Annotated in this window: 21 protein-coding genes; 9 read left to right on the forward strand and 12 right to left on the reverse strand. The window is 72.4% G+C overall.

Features of this window, described 5'->3' with window-relative positions; all coding sequences use genetic code 11:
- Positions 1 to 12: 12 nt before the first annotated feature.
- Positions 13 to 567: a DUF1003 domain-containing protein gene (locus ACZ4FH_RS36045; RefSeq protein WP_467310249.1), complete on the reverse strand. Its 555-nt coding sequence runs from the start codon at positions 565 to 567 to the stop codon at positions 13 to 15.
- Positions 557 to 1,831 carry a magnesium transporter MgtE N-terminal domain-containing protein gene (locus ACZ4FH_RS36050; RefSeq protein WP_383634673.1) on the reverse strand — a complete coding sequence of 425 codons (1,275 nt, stop codon included), beginning with the start codon at positions 1,829 to 1,831 and terminating at the stop codon, positions 557 to 559. Before ACZ4FH_RS36050 ends, ACZ4FH_RS36045 begins: the two co-directional genes overlap by 11 nt.
- Before the next feature lie 211 nt (positions 1,832 to 2,042).
- Between ACZ4FH_RS36050 and ACZ4FH_RS36055 the strand changes: the two genes are divergently transcribed.
- Positions 2,043 to 2,825, forward strand: a complete 783-nt coding sequence (locus ACZ4FH_RS36055; RefSeq protein WP_467310252.1) for a hypothetical protein — start codon at positions 2,043 to 2,045, stop codon at positions 2,823 to 2,825.
- Positions 2,826 to 2,873: 48 nt separating this feature from the next.
- Here the strand turns inward: ACZ4FH_RS36055 and ACZ4FH_RS36060 are convergent, their stop codons facing one another.
- Entirely contained in the window at positions 2,874 to 3,392 is a 519-nt protein-coding gene (locus ACZ4FH_RS36060) for a hypothetical protein (RefSeq protein ID WP_467310254.1), read from the reverse strand.
- A gap of 84 nt (positions 3,393 to 3,476) precedes the next feature.
- The gene (locus ACZ4FH_RS36065) at positions 3,477 to 4,598 is read right to left on the reverse strand and encodes a magnesium and cobalt transport protein CorA (RefSeq protein ID WP_467310256.1); all 1,122 of its coding nucleotides are present in this window, start codon (positions 4,596 to 4,598) and stop codon (positions 3,477 to 3,479) included.
- 408 nt (positions 4,599 to 5,006) lie between these two features.
- Here ACZ4FH_RS36065 and ACZ4FH_RS36070 point away from each other — a divergent pair, with 408 nt between their 5' ends.
- Positions 5,007 to 5,591: a suppressor of fused domain protein gene (locus ACZ4FH_RS36070; RefSeq protein WP_467310258.1), complete on the forward strand. Its 585-nt coding sequence runs from the start codon at positions 5,007 to 5,009 to the stop codon at positions 5,589 to 5,591.
- Between the two features lie 126 nt (positions 5,592 to 5,717).
- On the opposite strand, the gene ACZ4FH_RS36075 is transcribed toward ACZ4FH_RS36070, so the two are convergent.
- Positions 5,718 to 6,950, reverse strand: a complete 1,233-nt coding sequence (locus ACZ4FH_RS36075; RefSeq protein WP_467310260.1) for an MFS transporter — start codon at positions 6,948 to 6,950, stop codon at positions 5,718 to 5,720.
- Positions 6,951 to 7,106: 156 nt separating this feature from the next.
- Between ACZ4FH_RS36075 and ACZ4FH_RS36080 the strand changes: the two genes are divergently transcribed.
- From ACZ4FH_RS36080 to ACZ4FH_RS36090, 3 genes are all read left to right on the forward strand, one after another.
- The gene (locus ACZ4FH_RS36080) at positions 7,107 to 7,751 is read left to right on the forward strand and encodes a DUF6758 family protein (RefSeq protein ID WP_383634685.1); all 645 of its coding nucleotides are present in this window, start codon (positions 7,107 to 7,109) and stop codon (positions 7,749 to 7,751) included.
- Positions 7,752 to 7,826: 75 nt separating this feature from the next.
- Positions 7,827 to 8,693 (forward strand): PHP domain-containing protein, encoded by an 867-nt coding sequence (locus ACZ4FH_RS36085; protein ID WP_467310263.1) that lies wholly within the window; start codon positions 7,827 to 7,829, stop codon positions 8,691 to 8,693.
- A 151-nt stretch (positions 8,694 to 8,844) separates the two neighbouring features.
- The gene (locus ACZ4FH_RS36090; RefSeq protein ID WP_467310265.1) at positions 8,845 to 9,450 is read left to right on the forward strand and encodes a MarC family protein; all 606 of its coding nucleotides are present in this window, start codon (positions 8,845 to 8,847) and stop codon (positions 9,448 to 9,450) included.
- A 74-nt stretch (positions 9,451 to 9,524) separates the two neighbouring features.
- On the opposite strand, the gene ACZ4FH_RS36095 is transcribed toward ACZ4FH_RS36090, so the two are convergent.
- Complete coding sequence (locus ACZ4FH_RS36095) at positions 9,525 to 9,677, reverse strand: hypothetical protein (protein ID WP_383634691.1); 153 nt, start codon at positions 9,675 to 9,677, stop codon at positions 9,525 to 9,527.
- 220 nt (positions 9,678 to 9,897) lie between these two features.
- Between ACZ4FH_RS36095 and ACZ4FH_RS36100 the strand changes: the two genes are divergently transcribed.
- Positions 9,898 to 10,785 carry an NYN domain-containing protein gene (locus ACZ4FH_RS36100; RefSeq protein WP_383634693.1) on the forward strand — a complete coding sequence of 296 codons (888 nt, stop codon included), beginning with the start codon at positions 9,898 to 9,900 and terminating at the stop codon, positions 10,783 to 10,785.
- Between the two features lie 25 nt (positions 10,786 to 10,810).
- Here ACZ4FH_RS36100 and ACZ4FH_RS36105 read toward each other — a convergent pair whose 3' ends face one another.
- Both ACZ4FH_RS36105 and ACZ4FH_RS36110 read right to left on the reverse strand, forming a co-directional pair.
- On the reverse strand, positions 10,811 to 11,653 hold the full coding sequence (locus ACZ4FH_RS36105; RefSeq protein WP_467310268.1) for an alpha/beta fold hydrolase: 843 nt from the start codon (positions 11,651 to 11,653) through the stop codon (positions 10,811 to 10,813).
- Positions 11,654 to 11,819: 166 nt separating this feature from the next.
- Positions 11,820 to 13,766, reverse strand: a complete 1,947-nt coding sequence (locus tag ACZ4FH_RS36110; protein WP_467310277.1) for a DEAD/DEAH box helicase — start codon at positions 13,764 to 13,766, stop codon at positions 11,820 to 11,822.
- A gap of 444 nt (positions 13,767 to 14,210) precedes the next feature.
- On the opposite strand from ACZ4FH_RS36110, the gene ACZ4FH_RS36115 reads away from it, so the two are divergent.
- On the forward strand, positions 14,211 to 14,945 hold the full coding sequence (locus tag ACZ4FH_RS36115) for a ferritin-like fold-containing protein (RefSeq protein ID WP_383634696.1): 735 nt from the start codon (positions 14,211 to 14,213) through the stop codon (positions 14,943 to 14,945).
- Between the two features lie 56 nt (positions 14,946 to 15,001).
- On the opposite strand, the gene ACZ4FH_RS36120 is transcribed toward ACZ4FH_RS36115, so the two are convergent.
- The 4 genes from ACZ4FH_RS36120 to ACZ4FH_RS36135 all read right to left on the reverse strand — a co-directional run bounded on the left by ACZ4FH_RS36120 (position 15,002) and on the right by ACZ4FH_RS36135 (position 16,906).
- Positions 15,002 to 15,271, reverse strand: a complete 270-nt coding sequence (locus ACZ4FH_RS36120; RefSeq protein WP_383634698.1) for a hypothetical protein — start codon at positions 15,269 to 15,271, stop codon at positions 15,002 to 15,004.
- A gap of 251 nt (positions 15,272 to 15,522) precedes the next feature.
- On the reverse strand, positions 15,523 to 15,750 hold the full coding sequence (locus tag ACZ4FH_RS36125; protein WP_383634700.1) for a DUF3107 domain-containing protein: 228 nt from the start codon (positions 15,748 to 15,750) through the stop codon (positions 15,523 to 15,525).
- Positions 15,751 to 15,880: 130 nt separating this feature from the next.
- Positions 15,881 to 16,522, reverse strand: a complete 642-nt coding sequence (locus tag ACZ4FH_RS36130; RefSeq protein WP_383634702.1) for a TetR/AcrR family transcriptional regulator — start codon at positions 16,520 to 16,522, stop codon at positions 15,881 to 15,883.
- Positions 16,523 to 16,690: 168 nt separating this feature from the next.
- Positions 16,691 to 16,906, reverse strand: coding sequence for a hypothetical protein (locus tag ACZ4FH_RS36135; protein ID WP_467310271.1), 216 nt, complete (start codon positions 16,904 to 16,906; stop codon positions 16,691 to 16,693).
- A 180-nt stretch (positions 16,907 to 17,086) separates the two neighbouring features.
- On the opposite strand from ACZ4FH_RS36135, the gene ACZ4FH_RS36140 reads away from it, so the two are divergent.
- Positions 17,087 to 18,052 carry an alpha/beta fold hydrolase gene (locus tag ACZ4FH_RS36140; RefSeq protein ID WP_467310273.1) on the forward strand — a complete coding sequence of 322 codons (966 nt, stop codon included), beginning with the start codon at positions 17,087 to 17,089 and terminating at the stop codon, positions 18,050 to 18,052.
- Positions 18,037 to 19,392 carry a DUF3152 domain-containing protein gene (locus ACZ4FH_RS36145; RefSeq protein WP_467310275.1) on the forward strand — a complete coding sequence of 452 codons (1,356 nt, stop codon included), beginning with the start codon at positions 18,037 to 18,039 and terminating at the stop codon, positions 19,390 to 19,392. The genes ACZ4FH_RS36140 and ACZ4FH_RS36145 overlap by 16 nt, the downstream gene beginning before the upstream one ends.
- Positions 19,393 to 19,606 lie beyond the last annotated feature (214 nt).

The following is a 19,606-nucleotide window of genomic DNA, read 5'->3' on the forward strand; positions in this document are numbered from 1 at the left end:
CGGGTAGCCCGGTCAGCGGTCTTCGTCACTCTCGGCGGAGACCAGGGAGCGCCGCTCCTCCAGCTCCCTCATCAGGTCCTCCAGCTCGGACCGGATCCAGTCGCGGGTGGCCACCTCGCCCAGGCCCATCCGCAGCGCGGCGATCTCCCTGGTCAGGTACTCGGTGTCGGCGATGGAGCGCTCGTTCTGCTTGCGGTCCTGCTCGTGGGTGACCCGGTCGCGGTCGTCCTGGCGGTTCTGCGCCAGCAGGATCAGCGGGGCCGCGTACGAGGCCTGGAGCGAGAGCATCAGCGTCAGGAAGATGAAGGGGTACTCGTCGAAGCGCAGTTCCGTGGGCGCGAAGATGTTCCACACCACCCACACGATGATGATCAGCGTCATCCAGACGATGAACCGCCCGGTGCCCAGGAAGCGCGCGATCCGCTCCGAGAACCGGCCGAACGCCTCGGGGTCGTACTCCGGCAGCAGTCTGCGGCGGGGCGCCTTCGGCTGGTCGAGCCGGTACCTGGGGGCGCGGGTCAGGGCCGTCGAGCCGTTCGACGCCCTGGAGCGGTCCTCACCGGCCATGGAGCACCCCCTCGCGGCCGTGGAAGTCCGTCTCCCGCCAGTCGTCGGGCAGCAGGTGGTCCAGGACGTCGTCGACCGTCACGGCGCCGAGCAGCGAACCGCTCTCGTCCACCACCGGCACCGAGACCAGGTTGTACGCGGCGAGATAACTGGTCACCACCGACAGCGGCGTCTCGGGGGTCAGCGCCACCAGATCGCTGTCGACGATCGAGCTGACCAGGGTGAACGGCGGATCGCGCAGCAGCCGCTGGAAGTGCACCGTGCCGAGGTACTTGCCGGTGGGCGTCTCGTCGGGCGACCGGCACACGTAGACCTGCGCGGCCAGCGACGGCGACAGGTCCGACTGGCGGACCCGGGCCAGCGCGTCGGCCACCGTCGCGTCCGGGCGCAGGATGATCGGCTCGGTCGTCATCAGACCGCCCGCGGTCCGCTCCTCGTACGACATCAGGCGCCGCACATCGGCCGCGTCGTCCGGGCGCATCAGCGTCAGCAGCCGCTCCTTGTCCGCCTCGGGCAGTCCGGAGAGCAGATCGGCCGCGTCGTCGGGGTCCATGGCCTCCAGGACGTCGGCGGCGCGCTCCTCCTTCAGCTTGCCGATGATCTCCACCTGGTCGTCCTCGGGCAGCTCCTCCAGGACGTCGGCGAGACGGTCGTCGTCCAGGGCGGCGGCGACCTCGGCCCGGCGCTTGGGGGAGAGGTGGTGCAGGGCGTTGGCCACGTCGGTGGGGCGCAGCTTCTCGAACGTGGCGACCAGCGACTCCGCTCCCTGCCCGTGCTCCTCCAGGGAGAAGCCGCGCACCGCCGACCACTCGACGGTCAGCGTCTCGCCCTTGCGGCGCAGCGCCCCGCCCCGGCCCTTGCGGACGAAGTACTTGTCGATCTCCCAGTCGCGGCGGGCCGGCAGCTGCTGGATGGCCACGTCCAGGATGGTGACCTCCTCGCCGGTCTCCACCAGCTGGACCCGCCGGTCGAGGAACTCGCCGAGCACCAGACGTTCGGTGGGCCGCTGTTCGAAGCGGCGCATGTTGACCACACCGGTGGTGATGACCTGGCCCGACTCGACGCCGGTCACCCGGGTCATCGGCAGGAAGATCCGCCGCCGGCTCACCACCTCGACCACCATGCCGAGCAGCCGCGGCGGCCGGCCGCCGACGCGGAGCATCGCCACCAGATCGCGGACGCGCCCCACCTGGTCGCCGTTGGGGTCGAAGACCGGAACGCCGGACAGATGGGAGACGAAGACCCGGGGCGTGCCTGGTGCCATGGGTGCGCCTCCTCGTTCACCGCCCGGCCGCGGGCGGCGGCTCCGGGCCGCGGTCCGGCCGTTCCCGCACGTGTACGACGTGATCAGGCTAGCCCGTACCGCCGCGGGCCGCCCCGGCGAGCGGTCCGTACGGCTCTGCGCGGGCACCCGGGGCGGCCCGGGTACGCTGCCGTCTGCCACCCCCGCCACGCAGATGAGAGGCAGTGCGCCTGTGACCTCTTCCGTCCGGCCCGTCCGGGCCCGCCGCCGGACCGCCGTCCTCGCCGTGCTGCTCTGCGGGGGGCTGTCCACGGCCCTGACCGCGTGCGCGGGCGAGGACCCGGACAAGGGGACCAACGGCGTCGCCAAGCTGACCGGACCGCAGATCGAGGAGAAGGCGCGCACCGCCGCGGACGCCGCGGACACCGTGCGGCTGGCCGGGACGCTGGTCAGCAAGGGCGGCACGTACAAGATCGACATGCGGCTCAAGAACAAGGGCGGCACCGGCTCCGTCACCTCGAAGAACAGCACCTTCGAGCTGCTGCGGATCGGCGACGAGCTCTATCTGAAGGCCGGCGCGGGCTTCTGGAACCACGAGGACGACGGCAAGACCAGCGACGCGGGGGGCGCCGCCGCGGGCAAGCTGGAGGGCAAGTACGTCAAGGTCCCCGAGGACGACCCCACGTACAAGCAGCTGCGCGGTTTCACCGACAAGAAGGTGCTGCTCGACGGGATGCTCACGCTGCACGGCACGGTCGGCAAGGGGGACCGGGGCACGGTCGGCGAGATGCGCACCATCCGGATCCTGGGCGGCAAGGGCGAGGGCGGGGCGCTCGACGTCTCCCTGGAGGGCACGCCGTACCCGCTGAGTTTCGCCCGGGGCGGCGGCGGGGGCGTGGTCACCCTGGCCGACTGGGGCAAGGACTTCCCGCTCGCGGCCCCGGCCGAGGACGACACCGTCGACTACGGCAAGCAGCTGCCCAAGACGTCCTCCCAGGGCGTGTCCGGAAAGTAGCGCCGTCCGCCCATTCCCGTCTGCCGGGCGACGCCGTGCACGCCCGGGTCACCGGCGGCGCAGCGACCGCTTCAGCAGGCGCGGCAGACCGGCCGGGACCGGCAGCCGGGTGGTCGCGGGGCTCGGCAGCGGGGCCGCGGCCCCGGAGTCCGCGGACAGCTCCGTGCGCGCGTCCAGCGGTGCGAGCCGGACGATCCGGCACTCGCGCGCCCAGCGCTCCGGCATCCGCTCCGCGTCCGGTGCGTTGAGCCGCTTGCCCTTCAGCTCGTCGACGGCCGCCCGCCACTCCTCGGAGTCCGGCACGAGCTGGGTCACCGAGGCGGACCAGGCGACCAGGCGGCCGCCCTTGTCCTTGGAGCGGACGGTCACCTCGGCGGTGGCGCCGTCGGTGAGCCCGGCCGGGAAGGGCTGCTCACCGGGGCCGTCGCCGACCAGATGGGCGGCCCCCTCGTGCCACACGTGCCACAGGGCGCGCGCGGGACCGGTGCCGCGCACCCAGATGAGGCCCGACTTCTTGGTGGCCTCCTCGACGAGGGCCGGTCCCAGCAGCGCGTCAGCAGCAGTCATGGGGCAGAGCTTAGGCCCTGGGCCGGTACGGGGGGCCTGGGACAATGCCTAGGCCGAACGTCCCGGCCCGGGGCGCGCGGTGCGTCAGAGCCAGCCGTTGCGCTTGAGCATCCGGTGGATGGAGAAACAGACCACCCCGATGAAGCCCATGACCATCAGATAGCCGTACTTCCACTCCAGCTCGGGCATGTGCTTGAAGTTCATCCCGTAGACGCCGCAGATCATCGTCGGCACGGCGACGATCGCCGCCCAGGAGGTGATCTTGCGCATGTCCTCGTTCTGCGCGACCGTCGCCTGCGCCAGATTGGCCTGGAGGATCGAGTTCAGCAGTTCGTCGAAGCCGATGACCTCCTCCTGCACCCGGACCAGGTGGTCGGCGACGTCCCGGAAGTACTTCTGGATGTCCGGGTCGATGAGCCGCATCGGCCGCTCGCTCAGCAGCTGCATGGGGCGCAGCAGCGGGGACACGGCCCGCTTGAACTCCAGCACCTCGCGCTTGAGCTGGTAGATCCGCCCCGCGTCGGAGCCGCGCGGGCTGCCCTTGTCCGGGGTGGAGAAGACCTCGATCTCCACCTCGTCGATGTCGTCCTGGACGGCGGAGGCCACCGCGATGTACCCGTCGACGACGTGGTCGGCGATGGAGTGCAGCACCGCGGAGGGGCCCTTGGCGAGCAGTTCGGGGTCGTCCTGGAGCCGGTGGCGCAGCGCGCGCAGCGATCCGTGGCCGCCGTGCCGGACGGTGATGACGAAGTCCCGGCCGGTGAAGCACATCACCTCGCCGGTCTCCACGACCTCGCTGGTCGCGGTGAGTTCGGCGTGCTCGACGTAGTGGATCGTCTTGAAGACGGTGAACAGGGTGTCGTCGTAGCGCTCCAGCTTCGGCCGCTGGTGGGCGTGGACGGCGTCCTCGACGGCGAGCGGGTGCAGCCCGAACTCCCGGGCGATGCCCGCGAATTCCTCCTCGGTCGGCTCGTGCAGACCGATCCAGGCGAAGCCGCCGTGCTCCCGGACGCGGAGCATCGCCTCGTGCGGGGTGCGGCAGGTGCCGTCCCCGTCGGTGAGGCGGCGTCCGTCGCGGTAGACCGCGCAGTCGACGACGGCGCTGGAGGCGGACGGGTCGCGGGTGGTGTCGTAGGCGTTGTGCAGGGTGGCGGGCTTGCGCAGGGACGGGCGCACCACGGCGCGAAGGTCACGGATCATCGACATGGCTGACTCCTTCACGGAGGGCCGTCGGGCAGGCCTGGCACAGCCCGGAATGGGGACGTGGGCTCACGTCCGCAAAGCGGGCGGCACCGTGCGGGCACGACGACGGCGTTCGCTACAGACAGGCAAAAGGGGTGTGCTCTTCCGTCGCGCGACAAGCCGGAGGTCTGGACCGGAAAGGCGTCAGATCACAGAAGAAGAGTGCCGAGCGGAAGAGCGGCTGGTACTGCACGGTCGACTTGGATCCACCGCAGCCCCACCTCCTCCGGTCGGTCCCCCGTGGGGGATGACGTTGTGCCGGGACTGAGAGCGACGCTTCTGCGTGCTGTCCCGACCGGCACCCCAGGCTAGCAGCCGCTCCAGGGTCAATCCCTTACTTTGCCCGTTCCATACGCGACCTATGCTCGCCGCATGGCAGAAATTCTTGCGCTGGTCGAGGCACGTCTGCGGACGGCCCTGGGTGAACCGGACGCACGTGCGGCAGTGACGTTTCTCGGGACGGACCGGATCGAGGTTCTCCGCTTCATCGACGGGGACGTGGTGAGATACGCCACCCTCGGCATGTCCGCCCAGCCGATGGCCGATCCGACGTCCGTGGTCGCCGATCCGGTCGAGGGGCCGCGCGCGGAGCTGGTCCTCTCGGTGCGGCTCGGCCTCGCCGACACCGACCAGGTGCTGCGCAAGCTCGCGGTGCTGGCCGCCTCGCCCCAGGTGGAGGGGCTGGTCGTGGCCCCCGGCGCCTCCCTGGACGTGGGCGAACCTCTGTGGCCCGGCGCGCCGTTCACCTCCGTGCTCGTCGCGGAGCCGGGCGGGCTGGTGGAGGACCTGGAGCCGGGCGGCGGGATGGACCCGGTCCACTTCCTGCCGCTGCTGCCGATGACGCCCAACGAGGCCGCCTGGAAGCGGGTGCACGGCGCCCAGGAGCTCCAGGAGCGCTGGCTCTCGCACGGCACGGACCTGCGGGACCCGCTGCGGGGTTCGGTGGCGCTGGACTGACGGGGGTACGGAGGCGGTACGGCGACGGGGCGGGCCCCGGCCGTACGCGAAAGCCCCGCCGCGCGGCCAGGAGGGGGAGCCGCGGGCGGGGCGGTGCGGGGGCGGCCGGTGGCCGTCCGGGCCGCGTCAGTCGGCGAAGACCGTGACGCCGTCCTCGGTGGCGTGCTTCGGCTCCAGTTCCTCCGCCTCGTGGGTCAGGGCCGACCGGCGGACCCAGACGACGGCCGCGCCGACGAGCGCCGCCGCGGCGGCGACCACGAACGGGATGTGGATGTCGCTCCACTCCTCGATCTTCGGGGCGAGGTAGGGCGCGGCGGCGGCCGCGAACCAGCGGACGAAGTTGTAGCCCGCGCTGGCCACCGGGCGCGGGGCGTCGGAGACCCCGAGCGCCAGCTCCGTGTAGACGGTGTTGTTCATGCCGATGAAGGCGCCGGAGACGATGGTGCAGACGATCGCCGTGGTGTGGTCGCCGTACCCGAGGACCACCAGGTCCGCGGCGAGCAGTACCAGCGAGGCGCCGAGCACCTTGAGCGAGCCGAACCGCTCCTGGAGCCGGGGCGCGACGAGCACCGAGAAGACCGCGAGCAGCAGGCCCCAGGCGAAGAACACGGCACCGGACTTGTACGGCGTCATGTTCAGCACGAACGGGGTGAAGGCCAGGATCGTGAAGAACGCGTAGTTGTAGAAGAACGCGGAGGCCGCGACGGAGGCGAGCCCGCGGTGGCCGAGCGCCCTGACGGGGTCGAGCAGGGACGTCTTGCGGGCCGGCCTGGGCTGTTCCTTCAGGAACGCCGTGATGCAGATGAAGCCGATCGCCATCAGCGCGGCCGTCCCGAAGAACGGGTAGCGCCAGCTGGCGTCGCCGAGGAGCGCGCCGAGCAGCGGTCCGCAGGCCATGCCGAGGCCGAGCGCCGACTCGTACAGCAGGATCGCCGCCGAGCTGCCGCCGGCCGCCGCGCCCACGATCACGGCGAGGGCCGTCGAGACGAACAGCGCGTTGCCGAGCCCCCAGCCCGCCCGGAAGCCGACGAGTTCGGCGACGGAGGAGGAGGTGCCGGAGAGCGCGGCGAAGACCACGACCAGCGCGAGACCGGCGAGCAGCGTCTTGCGGCCGCCGATGCGGCTGGAGACGAAGCCGGTCACCAGCATCGCGAAGGCGGTGATCAGGAAGTAGGAGGTGAAGAGCAGCGACACCTGGCTCGGCGTCGCGTCCAGGCCCTTCGCGATGGACGGCAGGATCGGGTCCACCAGGCCGATGCCCATGAACGCGACGACGGATGCGCCCGCTGTGGCCCAGACGGCCTTCGGCTGGCGCAGGATGCCGGCCGTTCCCTGTTCGAAGGGATCCTCTCCCCGCATGGACTTCTCGCTCTCCACTAGATCGATGTGTTATGCACAGAATAAGTTAGAGCGCCTAATGGATGCAAACTACATCTAAATCTGCAGGTGGGAGCCACGCTGCGGAAGGGTGATCGTCCTTGACGCGGCGACGGCCGGGGAGGACCGTGGGTCGCTATGAGGGGCGAACCCAGTTGCCCGAAGTGCGGAGGCCGGGTCAGGGCGCCCGGTCTCTTTGCCGACACCTGGCAGTGCGACGAGCACGGCAGCGTGCATCCGTTGCAGCCGGTGATCCCGCCCAGCGTCGAAGGGCTCGGCGTCGTCGTGCACCGTGCCCGGGTGCCGGTGTGGATGCCCTGGCCGCTGCCCGTGGGCTGGCTCTTCACCGGCGTGGCCTGCGCGGGCGACGACCGCAGCGGCGGCCGCGCCACCGCCGTCGCCTGCTCCGGACCCGGACCGCTCGGCGGTGTCGGGGAGCTGCTGCTCGTCGCCGAGGAGCTGGGGGTCGGACTCGGGGCGCGGTACGCGGGCGTCGAGGGCCCCGACCCCGGGCCGGGCCTGGCCGTCGACGGACCGCCCGATGTGAAGGTGCTCGCCGCCGGCCGGCCGTCCCCGCTCTGGCATGTGAAGGACGCCCCCGCCGACCGGGCGGTCTTCGCCGGTGAGGCACGCGGACTCTGGCTCTGGGCGATCGTCTGGCCCGAGCAGTCGGGACTCCTGATGTACGACGAACTCGTGCTGACCGATCTGCGCGACGCCGGGGGAGAGGTCGACCTGGTGCCGTGCGGCGCGCTCACGCCCCGGCTGCTGACCGGACCCTGACCGTCCGGAAGGGGTCCGGCCGCCGGTTATCCTTGAGCGTCCCCCAACCGGCCCGCGAGCACTGGAGTCCGCGTCGTGCGCATCGACCTGCACACCCACTCCACCGCGTCCGACGGCACGGACACCCCCGCCGGCCTGGTGCGCAACGCGGCGGCCGCCGGCCTCGACGTCGTCGCCCTCACCGACCACGACACGGTCCGCGGGCACGCCGAGGCCCTGGCCGCCCTCCCCGAGGGGCTCACCCTCGTCACCGGCGCCGAGCTCTCCTGCCGCCTCGACGGCGTCGGACTGCACATGCTGGCCTACCTCTTCGACCCGGACGAGCCCGAACTGGCCCGCGAGCGCGAGCTGGTGCGCGACGACCGGGTGCCGCGCGCCCGCACCATGGTCCGCAGGCTCCAGGAGCTGGGCGTCCCCGTCACCTGGGAGCAGGTCGCCCGGATCGCCGGTGACGGCTCCGTCGGCCGGCCGCACATCGCCACCGCCCTCGTCGAACTCGGCGTCGTCGAGACCGTCTCCGACGCCTTCACGCCCCAGTGGCTCGCCGACGGCGGACGCGCGTACGCCGAGAAGCACGAACTCGACCCCTTCGACGCGATCCGGCTGGTCAAGGCCGCCGGCGGCGTCACCGTCTTCGCCCACCCGGGCGCCGTCAAGCGCGGCGCCGTCGTCCCCGAGTCCGCGATCGCCGAACTGGCCGCGGCCGGACTCGACGGCATCGAGGTGGACCACACCGACCACGACGAGCCCACCCGGGCCCGGCTGCGCGGCCTCGCCCGCGAGCTGAACCTGCTGACCACCGGGTCGAGCGACTACCACGGCAGCCGCAAGACCGTGACGCTCGGCGCCTGCACCACCGACCCGGAGATCTACGGCGAGATCACCCGGCGCGCCACGGGAGCCTTCCCGGTGCCGGGCGCCGGCGGACCCGTCACCGCGTAACCGCACCCGCTCCGCTCCGTACCGCCCCGTCCGCGTCACCGCACGACGGCCGGGCGGTACCTCCCGGCGCGCCCCGTCACCGCCTCCCGCGATCTCCGGGAGGCTGTCGGCGCGCCACCCCACCCCCCGCTCTCTCCTCGCAAGGCTCACCGTGTTCGACGTCGCTGTCTTCGGATCCCTTTTTCTCACCCTTTTTGTGATTATGGATCCACCCGGGATCACCCCGATCTTCCTCGCCCTCACCGCCGGCCGGCCCGCCCGGATCCAGCGCAGGATGGCGCTCCAGGCCGTCGCCGTCGCCTTCGGCGTGATCGCCGTCTTCGGTGTGCTCGGCCAGCAGATCCTGGACTATCTCCATGTCTCCGTCCCCGCCCTGATGATCGCGGGCGGGCTGCTCCTGCTGCTCATCGCGCTCGACCTGCTGACCGGCAAGACCGACGAGCCGACCCAGACCAAGGACGTCAACGTCGCGCTCGTCCCGCTCGGCATGCCGCTGCTCGCCGGACCCGGCGCGATCGTCTCGGTGATCCTCGCGGTGCAGCACGCCGACGGCGTGTCCGGTCAGATCTCCGTCTGGACCGCGATCATCGCCATGCACGTCGTGCTCTGGCTGACCATGCGCTACTCGCTGCTGATCATCCGGGTCATCAAGGACGGCGGCGTCGTCCTGGTCACCCGACTCGCCGGCATGATGCTGTCCGCCATCGCCGTCCAGCAGATCATCAACGGCGTCACCCAGGTCATCCAGGACGCCTGACCGGCCCCGCACAGCACGGCGCCCCCGCACGGACCTTCCGTACGGGGGCGCTTCGTCTTTACTTCACTACCGTGTTACGAAGCCGGGCTTTCGGCCGGGCGGATGTAGATGCGCTGGCCCATGGAGGCGGCCTGCTGCACGATCCGCTTGACGGAGGCGGCGTCCACGACGGTGCTGTCCACGGCGGTACCGTCGACATCGTCGAGTCGCATGATCTCGAAGCGCATACGGCTTCCCTTCGTCTGATCCTCCTGATGGAGAACTGCTGGGAGGACGGATGAACCGTCCGCAAGGATGTGGGGCGCGGGCAAGGCTCTCTCGCGTCCCATGGGGTGACAACGACTTGTCTCCTGCAATCATTCCCTACGCTAAGGAAAAGTTTTGGATGTCTAAGTACCAGCGAGTAACCGGCCGTGCGCGGACGACGACATCCACGGCGGGGCCCGTATGAACGAGGACGGGATCGCCGAGCGCCTGGACCTCGCCAACGCCCTGCTCCAGCGGATGCTCGCCGAGGTGTCGAAGACCCCCTCGACCCATGCGATCTTCGTGGACGCCGGCTATGTCTACGCCGCGGCCGGGCTGCTCGTCACCGGCACCGAGGACCGGCGCTCCTTCGACCTCGACGCCGAAGGACTGATCGAGGCCTTCATCGACAAGGCCCGCACCATCTTCGCCGACAGCCGGCTGCTGCGCGTGTACTGGTACGACGGCGCCCGGCGGCGGATCCACACGCCCGAGCAGCAGTCCATCGCCGAACTCCCCGACGTCAAGGTCCGGCTGGGCAACCTCAACGCCAACAACCAGCAGAAGGGCGTCGACTCCCTCATCCGCACCGACCTCGAATCCCTCGCCCGCCACCGCGCCATCAGCGACGCCGCCCTCGTCGGCGGGGACGAGGACCTGGTGTCGGCCGTCGAGGCCGCGCAGGGGTACGGGGCCCGTGTCCATCTCTGGGGCATCGAGGCCGGGGAGGGCCGCAACCAGGCCGAACCGCTGCTCTGGGAGGTCGACAGCCAGCGCACCTTCGACCTCGACTTCTGCCGCCCCTACGTGACCAGACGGCCCGTCACCACCTTCGAGGAGGACACCCCCGCGCCCTCGCGCGAGAACGTCCGCTTCGTCGGCGCCCAGATCGCCGCGGAATGGCTCGCCACCCGGGGCCGGGCCGCCCTCGCCGATCTGCTGCCGGGCCACCCCTATCTGCCGGGCTCGGTCGACCAGGACCTCCTCGTCGAGGCCGAACGGCGCCTCCAGCACTCACTGCGCGGCCACGCCCCGCTGCGCCGCGCGCTGCGCGACGGCTTCTGGCAGCACCTCCAGGGACAGTACTGACGGGTGCGGGCGGGCCCCTCGCCGCCTACAGACCGTCCCAGAAGGCGACGAGCGCGGCGGCGGTCGGTCCGGGGCGGCCGGTGTTGGGGGAGTGCTCGGCGCCCGCGATCCGGGTCCGGTGCGCGCCGAGGCGCCCGGCCATCGCGTCCAGCAGCGGCACCGGCCACACGTCGTCGCTCTCGCCGGAGATCACATGGACGGGCAGCCCGGTGGCGGCCAGCTCGGCCACCCGGTCCGGCTCGGTCGCCAGCTGCCGTCCGGTGGCGATCAGCTGTTCGGGACGGTTGCGCAGCCAGCGCCGCCGCAGCTCCTCGCCGCCGGTCTCCGCCTCGGCCGGCGGGTCGAAGGCGCGCATCGCCGCCCACACGTCGTCCATGGTCATGGTGGCCAGCGCGTCGCCCAGGATCTTCACCTTGATCTGCTGCGCCTCGACGACCTCGGCCGGCCCGGACGACATCAGGGTGAGCGAACGGAAGGGGCCGCGGTCCAGCAGGACGGCCGCCCGCGCGATCTGCCCGCCCAGCGAATGGCCGAGCAGGTCCACCCCGCCCGCCGTGCCGAGCGCGGCCGTCTGGGCCAGCACGTCCCGGGCCAGTTCCTCCTGCGCGTACGTCTCCGGGCGGTCCGTCCCCTCCGTCTCGTACTGGCCGCGGCCGTCGACGCTCACCGCCCGGTACCCGGCCGCGGTGAGCGGCTCCAGGAGGGCGATGAAGTCCTCCTTGCTGCCGGTGTACCCGGGCAGCAGCAGTACGGTGCCGCGCGGGTCCCGGTCCGGTACGGCGTCCAGGACGGCGAAGTCCCCGCGCGCGGTGCGCAGGGTGCGGGGGCGGGCGCAGGGGGGCGGGACGAAGGTCGGTGGCCGGCTCATGGCACGAGGGTAGAACGCCTGCCGCCGGGCCGCGTCCGGGGTGCGGCAGGGGCGGTGCGCGTACGGGGCCGCGCCGTGCGGGTGCGGCCGTCGTGGGGCCGAAAACGCCGGACGGGCCCGGGGGAATCGATCCCCGGGCCCGTCCGGCGTTTCACGCGTGGTGCGCTCAGCCCTCGGCCTTCGCCGCGGTGGTGCGCGGCGAGCGGCGGCGGCGCGGCTTGGCCTCGCCCTCGGCGGCGGCCGGGGCCTCCGCCACGGTCTCCGTCTTCGGCTTGGCGGCCGCACGGGTGCGGCGGCGCGTCCGGGACTCCGGCTCCGGCTCCGAGATCGGCGCGATCTGGAAGTCGACCTCGTCCTCGGCGGGCTTGATCACCCGGCGGCGGCGCGGCTTGGTCACCGTCGGCGCCTCGGCCACGGGCTCGGACACCGGCGCGATCTGGAAGTCCACCTCGTCGGCGGCCGGCTTGACCGTCCGGGTGCGGCGGCGGCGCGGCTTGGCCTCGGCCACCGTCTCCGCCTCGGTGTCGATGACGACCTCGGGCTTGGCGGCCCGGCTGCGGGTCCGCTTCCTCGGCGCGGCCTCCGCCTCGGGCTCGGCCACCACGACCGGCGCCTCGGCCACGGCCACCGCGCTCTCGGCGGCGCCCTCCGCGACCTCGGCGACGTCCGCGACGGACACCCGGCCGCGCCGGCGGCGGCGCGGGGTGCGCGGCTCGGCCGGTGCGTCGGCGGCGGGGGTCTCCACGGCCTCGGCGGCCGGTGCGGGCACCGTCGCGGCGCCCTCGCCCTCACCCACGGCGCTGCCGCCCCGGGTGCGCCGGCGCTGGCGCGGGGTGCGCGGGGGGCGCTCCTCGCGGGTCGCGGGCGCCGGGGCCGAGCGGCGGCCCCGGCCGCCCGTCTCGCCCAGGTCCTCGATCTCCTCGGCCTTCAGACCGGCACGGGTCCGCTCGGCACGGGGCAGGACGCCCTTGGTGCCGGCCGGGATGTCCAGGTCCTCGTAGAGGTGCGGGGAGGTGGAGTACGTCTCGGCCGGGTCCGGGAAGTTCAGGTCCAGGGCCTTGTTGATCAGCTGCCAGCGCGGGATGTCGTCCCAGTCGACCAGCGTGATCGCGATGCCCTTGGCACCCGCGCGGCCGGTGCGGCCGATCCGGTGCAGATAGGTCTTCTCGTCCTCGGGGGACTGGTAGTTGATGACGTGCGTCACGCCCTCGACGTCGATACCGCGGGCGGCGACGTCGGTGCAGACGAGCACGTCGACCTTGCCGTTGCGGAAGGCGCGCAGCGCCTGCTCGCGGGCGCCCTGGCCGAGGTCGCCGTGGACGGCGCCGGAGGCGAAGCCGCGCTTCTCCAGCTGCTCGGCGATGTCCGCCGCGGTGCGCTTGGTGCGGCAGAAGATCATCGCGAGTCCGCGGCCCTTGGCCTGCAGGATGCGCGAGACCATCTCGGGCTTGTCCATCGAGTGGGCGCGGTAGACGTACTGCGCCGTGTTCTTGACGGTCGTGCCCTCGTCGTCGGGCGAGGTGGCGTTGATGTGCGTCGGCTGCGACATGTAGCGGCGGGCCAGCGAGATGACCGCGCCCGGCATGGTCGCCGAGAACAGCATCGTCTGGCGCTTCGCCGGCAGCATCGTGATGATGCGCTCGACGTCGGGCAGGAAGCCCAGGTCCAGCATCTCGTCGGCCTCGTCGAGGACGAGCGCGCGGACCTTGGAGAGGTCCAGCTTGCGCTGGCCCGCGAGGTCGAGGAGCCGGCCCGGGGTGCCGACGATCACGTCGACGCCCTTCTTCAGGGCCTCGACCTGCGGCTCGTACGCCCGGCCGCCGTAGATCGCCAGCACGCGGACGTTGCGCACCTTGCCGGCGGTCAGCAGGTCGTTGGTGACCTGCTGGCACAGCTCACGGGTGGGAACGACGATCAGTGCCTGGGGGGAGTCCGTCAGCTCCTCCGGCTTCGCGCGGCCCGCCTCGACATCGGCGAGGACGGTGACGCGCTCCAGCAGCGGAAGGCCGAAGCCGAGCGTCTTGCCGGTGCCGGTCTTGGCCTGGCCGATGACGTCGGAGCCGGAGAGGGCGACGGGGAGCGTGAGCTCCTGGATGGGGAAGGGGGACGTGATGCCGACGGCCTCAAGGGCCTCGGCCGTCTCGGAAAGAATCCCGAGGTCTCGGAACGTAGTCAGGGTGCTGCCTCTTCTGTGAAACGCGGTCCGAGGCGAACGAAGGGGGTCGTACCGTGCCGGGGTTGGTCATCCGGCCGTGGGGCCGGGTGGCGCGGGACCACTGCCGTCGCTCGAGCGTCGTGCCGCTGAGGGGGCCCCTCATCTGCGGCCGTGCGTGTCGCACGCACCGCGTGGAGGGCTGTCGGGTCGGAGCCGATCGGGCCACCGACCGGGCATCCTCATTCAATTTCGCGCAACGAGCAGCTGCAAAATGCTCAGTAAGCGCATTACCACTGTACCCCGGATTCGCGCATCTGTGTTGGGTGAATTCATCGGCACCGTGTGACGTGGGCCGGCGGCCGGACCCTTCGGCCCCTGGCGGGGCGGGCTATTCTGCGGTGCATGGAGACGCCTGACAACGCCACTGACGCACCCGCATCCACCCGAGTCGCCGACCAGGACTGGGCCACCGCGTCCGCGGAGCCGCAGTACCGGGCCGCCGTCGTCGATCTGCTGGGCGCCCTCGCCTACGGGGAGCTGGCGGCCTTCGAGCGGCTCGCGGAGGACGCGAAGCTGGCGCCGACCCTGGCCGACAAGGCGGCCCTGGCGAAGATGGCGTCCGCGGAGTTCCACCACTTCGAGCGGCTCACCGACCGGCTGACCGCCATCGAGGTCGAGCCCACCGGCGCCATGGAGCCGTTCGCCAGGGCCCTCGACGACTTCCACCGCCAGACCGCGCCCTCGGACTGGCTGGAGGGCCTGGTCAAGGCGTACGTGGGCGACTCGATCGCCAGCGACTTCTACCGCGAGGTCGCCGTCCGGCTCGACTCGGACACCCGCTCGCTCGTCCTCGCCGTGCTCGACGACACCGGCCACGGCAACTTCGCCGTCGAGAAGGTCCGCGCCGCGATCGAGGAGGACCCGAGGGTCGGCGGCCGGCTCGCGCTCTGGGCCCGGCGGCTGATGGGCGAGGCGCTCTCCCAGGCGCAGCGCGTGGTCGCCGACCGCGACGCGCTCTCCACCATGCTGGTGGGCGGGGTGGCCGACGGCTTCGACCTCGCCGAGGTCGGCCGGATGTTCTCCCGGATCACCGAGGCGCACACCAAGCGGATGGCCGCCCTGGGGCTGGCCGCGTAGGGAGAGAAGGGGGAGGGGGCCCGCGCCCCCTCGGACCGCTCGGCGGTGCGTCAGAGTCAGACCGCCGCCGACCGGCCCAGCCGGCCGCTGCGCGGCCTGAGCAGCAGCGACAGCGTCACCGCGGAGATCAGCACCGAACCCACCAGGGTCGCCGCCGTGTGCCCCGGGCCGAGCACCGAGTGCGTGAGATACGCGCCGAACAGGGCCCCCAGCGCACCGGTCGGCAGCACGGCGCGACGGGAGGGCAGCCGCGGCGAGAAGCCGCGCAGCGCCGCCCAGGACAGGACGAGCCCGAGCACGACGGAGCCCAGGGTTTCCAGGATCACGGACGATCACCTCGCAGACGCGGGCCGGGCAAATCGGTCGAGGCCGTCCTACCCCCGGGCGGCGGAACGCAACCCTCCCGCGGACAGCCTTCGCCCAGCCGACGCACAGGAATGGGGAAATCCCTCGGACCCCGTACCGGCGTGTTTCGGACATCCGCGCCGCGGGGCGAGGGAAACGGGGCGCGGGAAACGGAGAGCGGCCCGGTGGGAATCCCACCGGGCCGCTCCCGCGGTCTTCGCGTCCGGACGCGCTACAGCGTGCCGAACCCCACCCGTCGGGCGCTGGGCTCGCCGATCTCCACATAGGCGATCCGGTCGGCCGGCACCAGGACCTTCCGGCCCTTCTCGTCCGTGAGGCTGAGCAGCTGCGCCTTGCCGGTCAGCGCCTCGGAAACCGCGCTCTCGACCTCTGCGGCGGAAAGCCCGCTCTCCAGAACGATCTCCCGGGGCGTGTGCTGCACCCCGATCTTGACCTCCACGGCTATGTCCCTCCGACGGTCAGTCCCTGCGCGGTGAGCCGCGCCGTACGCAGGACACATTAGCCCGCTGAGGGGACGGGACCGGGCCCGGCGGGCCACGCCCGCAGCGAACACCCGCGCCGGGATCGGGTCAGTGCTGCTCGATGCCGTGCAGCGGGAAGCCCGCGATGCCCCGCCAGGCCAGCGAGGTCAGCAGCTGGACCGCGGTGTCGCGCGGGATCGCCGACCGGCTGGAGAGCCAGTAGCGGGCGACCACCTGGGAGACCCCGCCGAGACCGACCGCGAGGAGCATGGACTCGTCCTTGGACAGCCCGGTGTCACCGGCGATCACGTCCGAGATCGCCTCGGCGCACTGGAGGGAGACCCGGTCGACCCGCTCGCGCACGGCCGGCTCGTTGGTCAGGTCCGACTCGAAGACCAGCCGGAACGCCCCGCCCTCGTCCTCCACGTACGCGAAGTAGGCGTCCATCGTCGCGGCGACGCGCAGCTTGTTGTCCGTGGTCGAGGCCAGCGCCGTGCGCACGGCGTGGAGCAGGGACTCGCAGTGCTGGTCGAGCAGGGCCAGATAGAGCTCCAGCTTGCCCGGGAAGTGCTGGTAGAGGACCGGCTTGCTGACCCCGGCCCGTTCCGCGATGTCGTCCATGGCCGCGGAGTGGTAGCCCTGCGCGACGAAGACCTCCTGCGCGGCGCCCAGCAGCTGGTTGCGTCGCGCGCGGCGGGGCAGGCGGGTGCCCCTCGGGCGCGCGGCCTCGGTCTGCTCGATGGCTGTCACGCCGCCTCCCAGAATTGTGTTCGGACCCAGCAGTTCGGTGCACGCTGCGCCATACCGTCATCGTACTTTTGGGTAACCCTGGTATGCGCGGCGCGGACGCAGAATTTCACGGACCGGACGACTGCGGTAGCCACAGATTCACCGGCCTCCGCCGCATAGCGGGACGTTTCAGCGGTAATCGTCCTCATCCTGTGTGACGACCCGGGCCTGCTCCGCCGCGTCCGCCTCGTCGGCGTCGTCCCGGCCGACGTCCGTCAGCGGTTCGTCGCGCTGCGGGCTCAGGTCCGCCCGCTGCTCGGCGGCGTCCGCCTCGGGCGTCTCCTGGTCCGGTTCGTCCGGCTGTACGTCCGCGAAGGTCTCCGGGTCGTTGGGGTCGGCCGTCATGGGGCGCTCCCTTTCCTCGGCTTCGGGTCCTCAGCTTCGAGCCTAGGCTCTGCCCGGAATTCCGGCGCGGAGGGGAGCGGAGGGGAGCGGTGCACCCGGAGCCGGGACGGTGCGCACGCGTGCGAACGTTGTGACGGCGAACACATGAACCCCGGTGTGATCGTCTCGTAACATTGCCGCATGTCTTCGACCGAGCTGCCGGGAGTCCGCGGCGCCGCCGCGGCGGTGTCCCCCACGGTGAGCACCGTCAAGGTCGCGGAGGGCGAGGCGATGCGCTCCGTCACGCTCCCCGGGCTGACGCTGGCGCTCCGTTCGCGACGGCCGGAGCGGCCCGGACTGCCTCCGGCCCTCTTCGTGCACGGCCTCGGCGGCTCCTCGCAGAACTGGTCGGCGCTGATGCCGCTGCTCCAGGACGTGCTGGACTGCGAGGCCGTCGACCTGCCCGGTTTCGGGGACTCCCCGCCGCCGGACGACGGCAACTACTCGGTCACCGGCCACGCGCGGGCGGTGATCCGGCTGCTGGACGCCGGCGGGCGCGGACCCGTCCACCTGTTCGGCAATTCGCTGGGCGGCGCGGTGGCCACCCGGGTCGCGGCCGTCCGCCCCGATCTGGTGCGCACCCTCACCCTGGTCTCGCCCGCGCTCCCCGAGATCCGCGTGCAGTGGTCGGCCGCGCCGACCGGACTGCTCGCTGTTCCGGGAGTCGTCTCCCTGTTCGCCCGGATGACCCGCGACTGGACCGCCGAGGACCGCACCCGCGGAGTCATGGCACTCTGTTACGGCGATCCGGCGCGCGTCTCCGCGGCGGGCTTCCGCGACGCGGTGGCCGAAATGGAGCGGCGGCTGGCGCTGCCGTACTTCTGGGACGCCATGGCGCGCTCGGCACGTGGCATCGTCGACGCGTACACCCTGGGCGGACAGCACGGGCTCTGGCGACAGGCGGAGCGGGTGCTGGCCCCGACCCAGCTGGTGTACGGGGGGCGGGACCGGCTCGTCTCGTACCGGATGGCACGCAGGGCGTCCGCGGCCTTCCGCGACGCGCGCCTGCTGACACTGCCCGACGCCGGGCACGTGGCGATGATGGAGTACCCGGAGGCGGTCGCCCAGGCGTTCCGGGAACTGCTCGACGAATGCGGCGGGAGCTGATCCGGGGCGTGGGACGACACAGTCGAAGGGGCCCTGCGCCCGAGGCGCCCGGCACCGGGCCCGCACCGGCGAACCCGGAAGCGGGGCCCGGCAGCGCTCCGCCCGTCGCCGGCAGCGGCCGGCGCAGACGGCCCGTCGGCACCCCTTCCGACGAGGACTTCGACCCGTTCCGGGCCGGGGCCGAGGTGCGCGGCGGCCACCCCGAGCACCGTGAACCCGGTGGCGGCTGGGGCACGGGCCCCCTCGCCCGGTACGGCGAGCGGCCCGCCCCGTCGCACGGCACGGGCTCCGGCGCGGCCGTGCGGCCCCCGGCGCCCGGCGGTGCCCGTGGCCCGCGGACGGCGGACGGCCCGGGAGGGCCGCTGATACCGGGCCCGCGCAGGGAGTTCGTCGAGGCCTTCGACAGCCCGCCGACGGTGCCCGCGCCGCGCCGGGACGCGGCGCCCCCGGCCGATCCGTACCGCTCGGTCACCGAATGGGACGAGCAGCCGCCGGAGGACGGCGGCGCCTCCGGCAAGGCGGCCAGGGGCGGGCGGGGCCGGACCTTCACGGGCATCGCGGCCGCCGCGGTGACCACCGTGCTCGCCGTCGTGGTGGCCGGCCAGGTCGCGCAGGACGGTTCCGGCGGCCGGAGCGGCGAGGCACGGGCCGCGGGCGTGGACCGGGACGAGTCCGGCGACGCCTCGCGCTCCGACACCCGCAACACCCCGGCGCCCGAGAGCGTGGCGGCCAAGCCCCTCACGTACGAGCAGAAAATGGCCAAACCGTATCCGCTGGCGGCGAAGCTGGAGGGCCCGGGGACGTTCGAGACGGTCCCCGGACGGGCGAAGGCGCCCGGCAAGGGGACGGTGCACCGCTACCGGATCGACGTCGAGAAGGGGCTCGGACTCGACCCGGCGCTCTTCGCGGACGCCGTCCAGAAGACGCTCAACGACGACCGGAGCTGGGCGCACGACGGCGCCATGACCTTCGAACGGATCTCCACCGGGGACCCGGACTTCGTCATCACGCTCGCCAGCCCCGGCACCACCGCGGACTGGTGCCGCAAATCGGGGCTCGACACCACCGAGGACAACGTCTCCTGCGACTCGGCGGCCACCGAGCGCGTGATGATCAACGCCTATCGCTGGGCCCAGGGTTCGTCCACCTTCGGACCGGACAAGCTCTTCGCCTACCGCCAGATGCTGATCAATCACGAGGTGGGCCACCGGCTCGGCCACAACCATGTGAGCTGCCGGACGCCGGGCAGCCTCGCACCGGTGATGCAGCAGCAGACCAAATCGCTCGACATCGACGGCATCGAGTGCCATCCCAACCCCTGGGTGTACCCGCGGGACTGACGCGCCCCGGGCCCGCTCGGCGGACCCGCCCGCGTGTGACCGGCTCCCTCCCTAGCGCGTCTAAACGCCATCAGGGCAGGAAAGTTACGCCGGTTCACCCCTTTCGGTGGTGGGGGGGGGGCCCCCCCCGCGCCCCCCCCCCCGGCGCCCCGGGGGGGGGTTGGGAGAGGGGGGGGGGGGGGGAGAGGGGTGTATTGGGTTTGTTGTTTTTTGG

It is taken from the genome of Streptomyces sp. NPDC024555, assembly GCF_055559335.1.

Coding starts and splice junctions, on each gene's coding strand:
- ACZ4FH_RS36095 (WP_383634691.1), bottom strand. CDS start 9,677: ATGCGCTTCGAGATCATGCGACTCGACGATGTCGACGGTACCGCCGTG.
- ACZ4FH_RS36145 (WP_467310275.1), top strand. CDS start 18,037: ATGCGGCGGGAGCTGATCCGGGGCGTGGGACGACACAGTCGAAGGGGC.
- ACZ4FH_RS36075 (WP_467310260.1), bottom strand. CDS start 6,950: ATGCGGGGAGAGGATCCCTTCGAACAGGGAACGGCCGGCATCCTGCGC.
- ACZ4FH_RS36140 (WP_467310273.1), top strand. CDS start 17,087: ATGTCTTCGACCGAGCTGCCGGGAGTCCGCGGCGCCGCCGCGGCGGTG.
- ACZ4FH_RS36100 (WP_383634693.1), top strand. CDS start 9,898: ATGAACGAGGACGGGATCGCCGAGCGCCTGGACCTCGCCAACGCCCTG.
- ACZ4FH_RS36135 (WP_467310271.1), bottom strand. CDS start 16,906: ATGACGGCCGACCCCAACGACCCGGAGACCTTCGCGGACGTACAGCCG.
- ACZ4FH_RS36115 (WP_383634696.1), top strand. CDS start 14,211: ATGGAGACGCCTGACAACGCCACTGACGCACCCGCATCCACCCGAGTC.
- ACZ4FH_RS36080 (WP_383634685.1), top strand. CDS start 7,107: ATGAGGGGCGAACCCAGTTGCCCGAAGTGCGGAGGCCGGGTCAGGGCG.
- ACZ4FH_RS36105 (WP_467310268.1), bottom strand. CDS start 11,653: ATGAGCCGGCCACCGACCTTCGTCCCGCCCCCCTGCGCCCGCCCCCGC.
- ACZ4FH_RS36050 (WP_383634673.1), bottom strand. CDS start 1,831: ATGGCACCAGGCACGCCCCGGGTCTTCGTCTCCCATCTGTCCGGCGTT.
- ACZ4FH_RS36045 (WP_467310249.1), bottom strand. CDS start 567: ATGGCCGGTGAGGACCGCTCCAGGGCGTCGAACGGCTCGACGGCCCTG.
- ACZ4FH_RS36060 (WP_467310254.1), bottom strand. CDS start 3,392: ATGACTGCTGCTGACGCGCTGCTGGGACCGGCCCTCGTCGAGGAGGCC.
- ACZ4FH_RS36065 (WP_467310256.1), bottom strand. CDS start 4,598: ATGTCGATGATCCGTGACCTTCGCGCCGTGGTGCGCCCGTCCCTGCGC.
- ACZ4FH_RS36070 (WP_467310258.1), top strand. CDS start 5,007: ATGGCAGAAATTCTTGCGCTGGTCGAGGCACGTCTGCGGACGGCCCTG.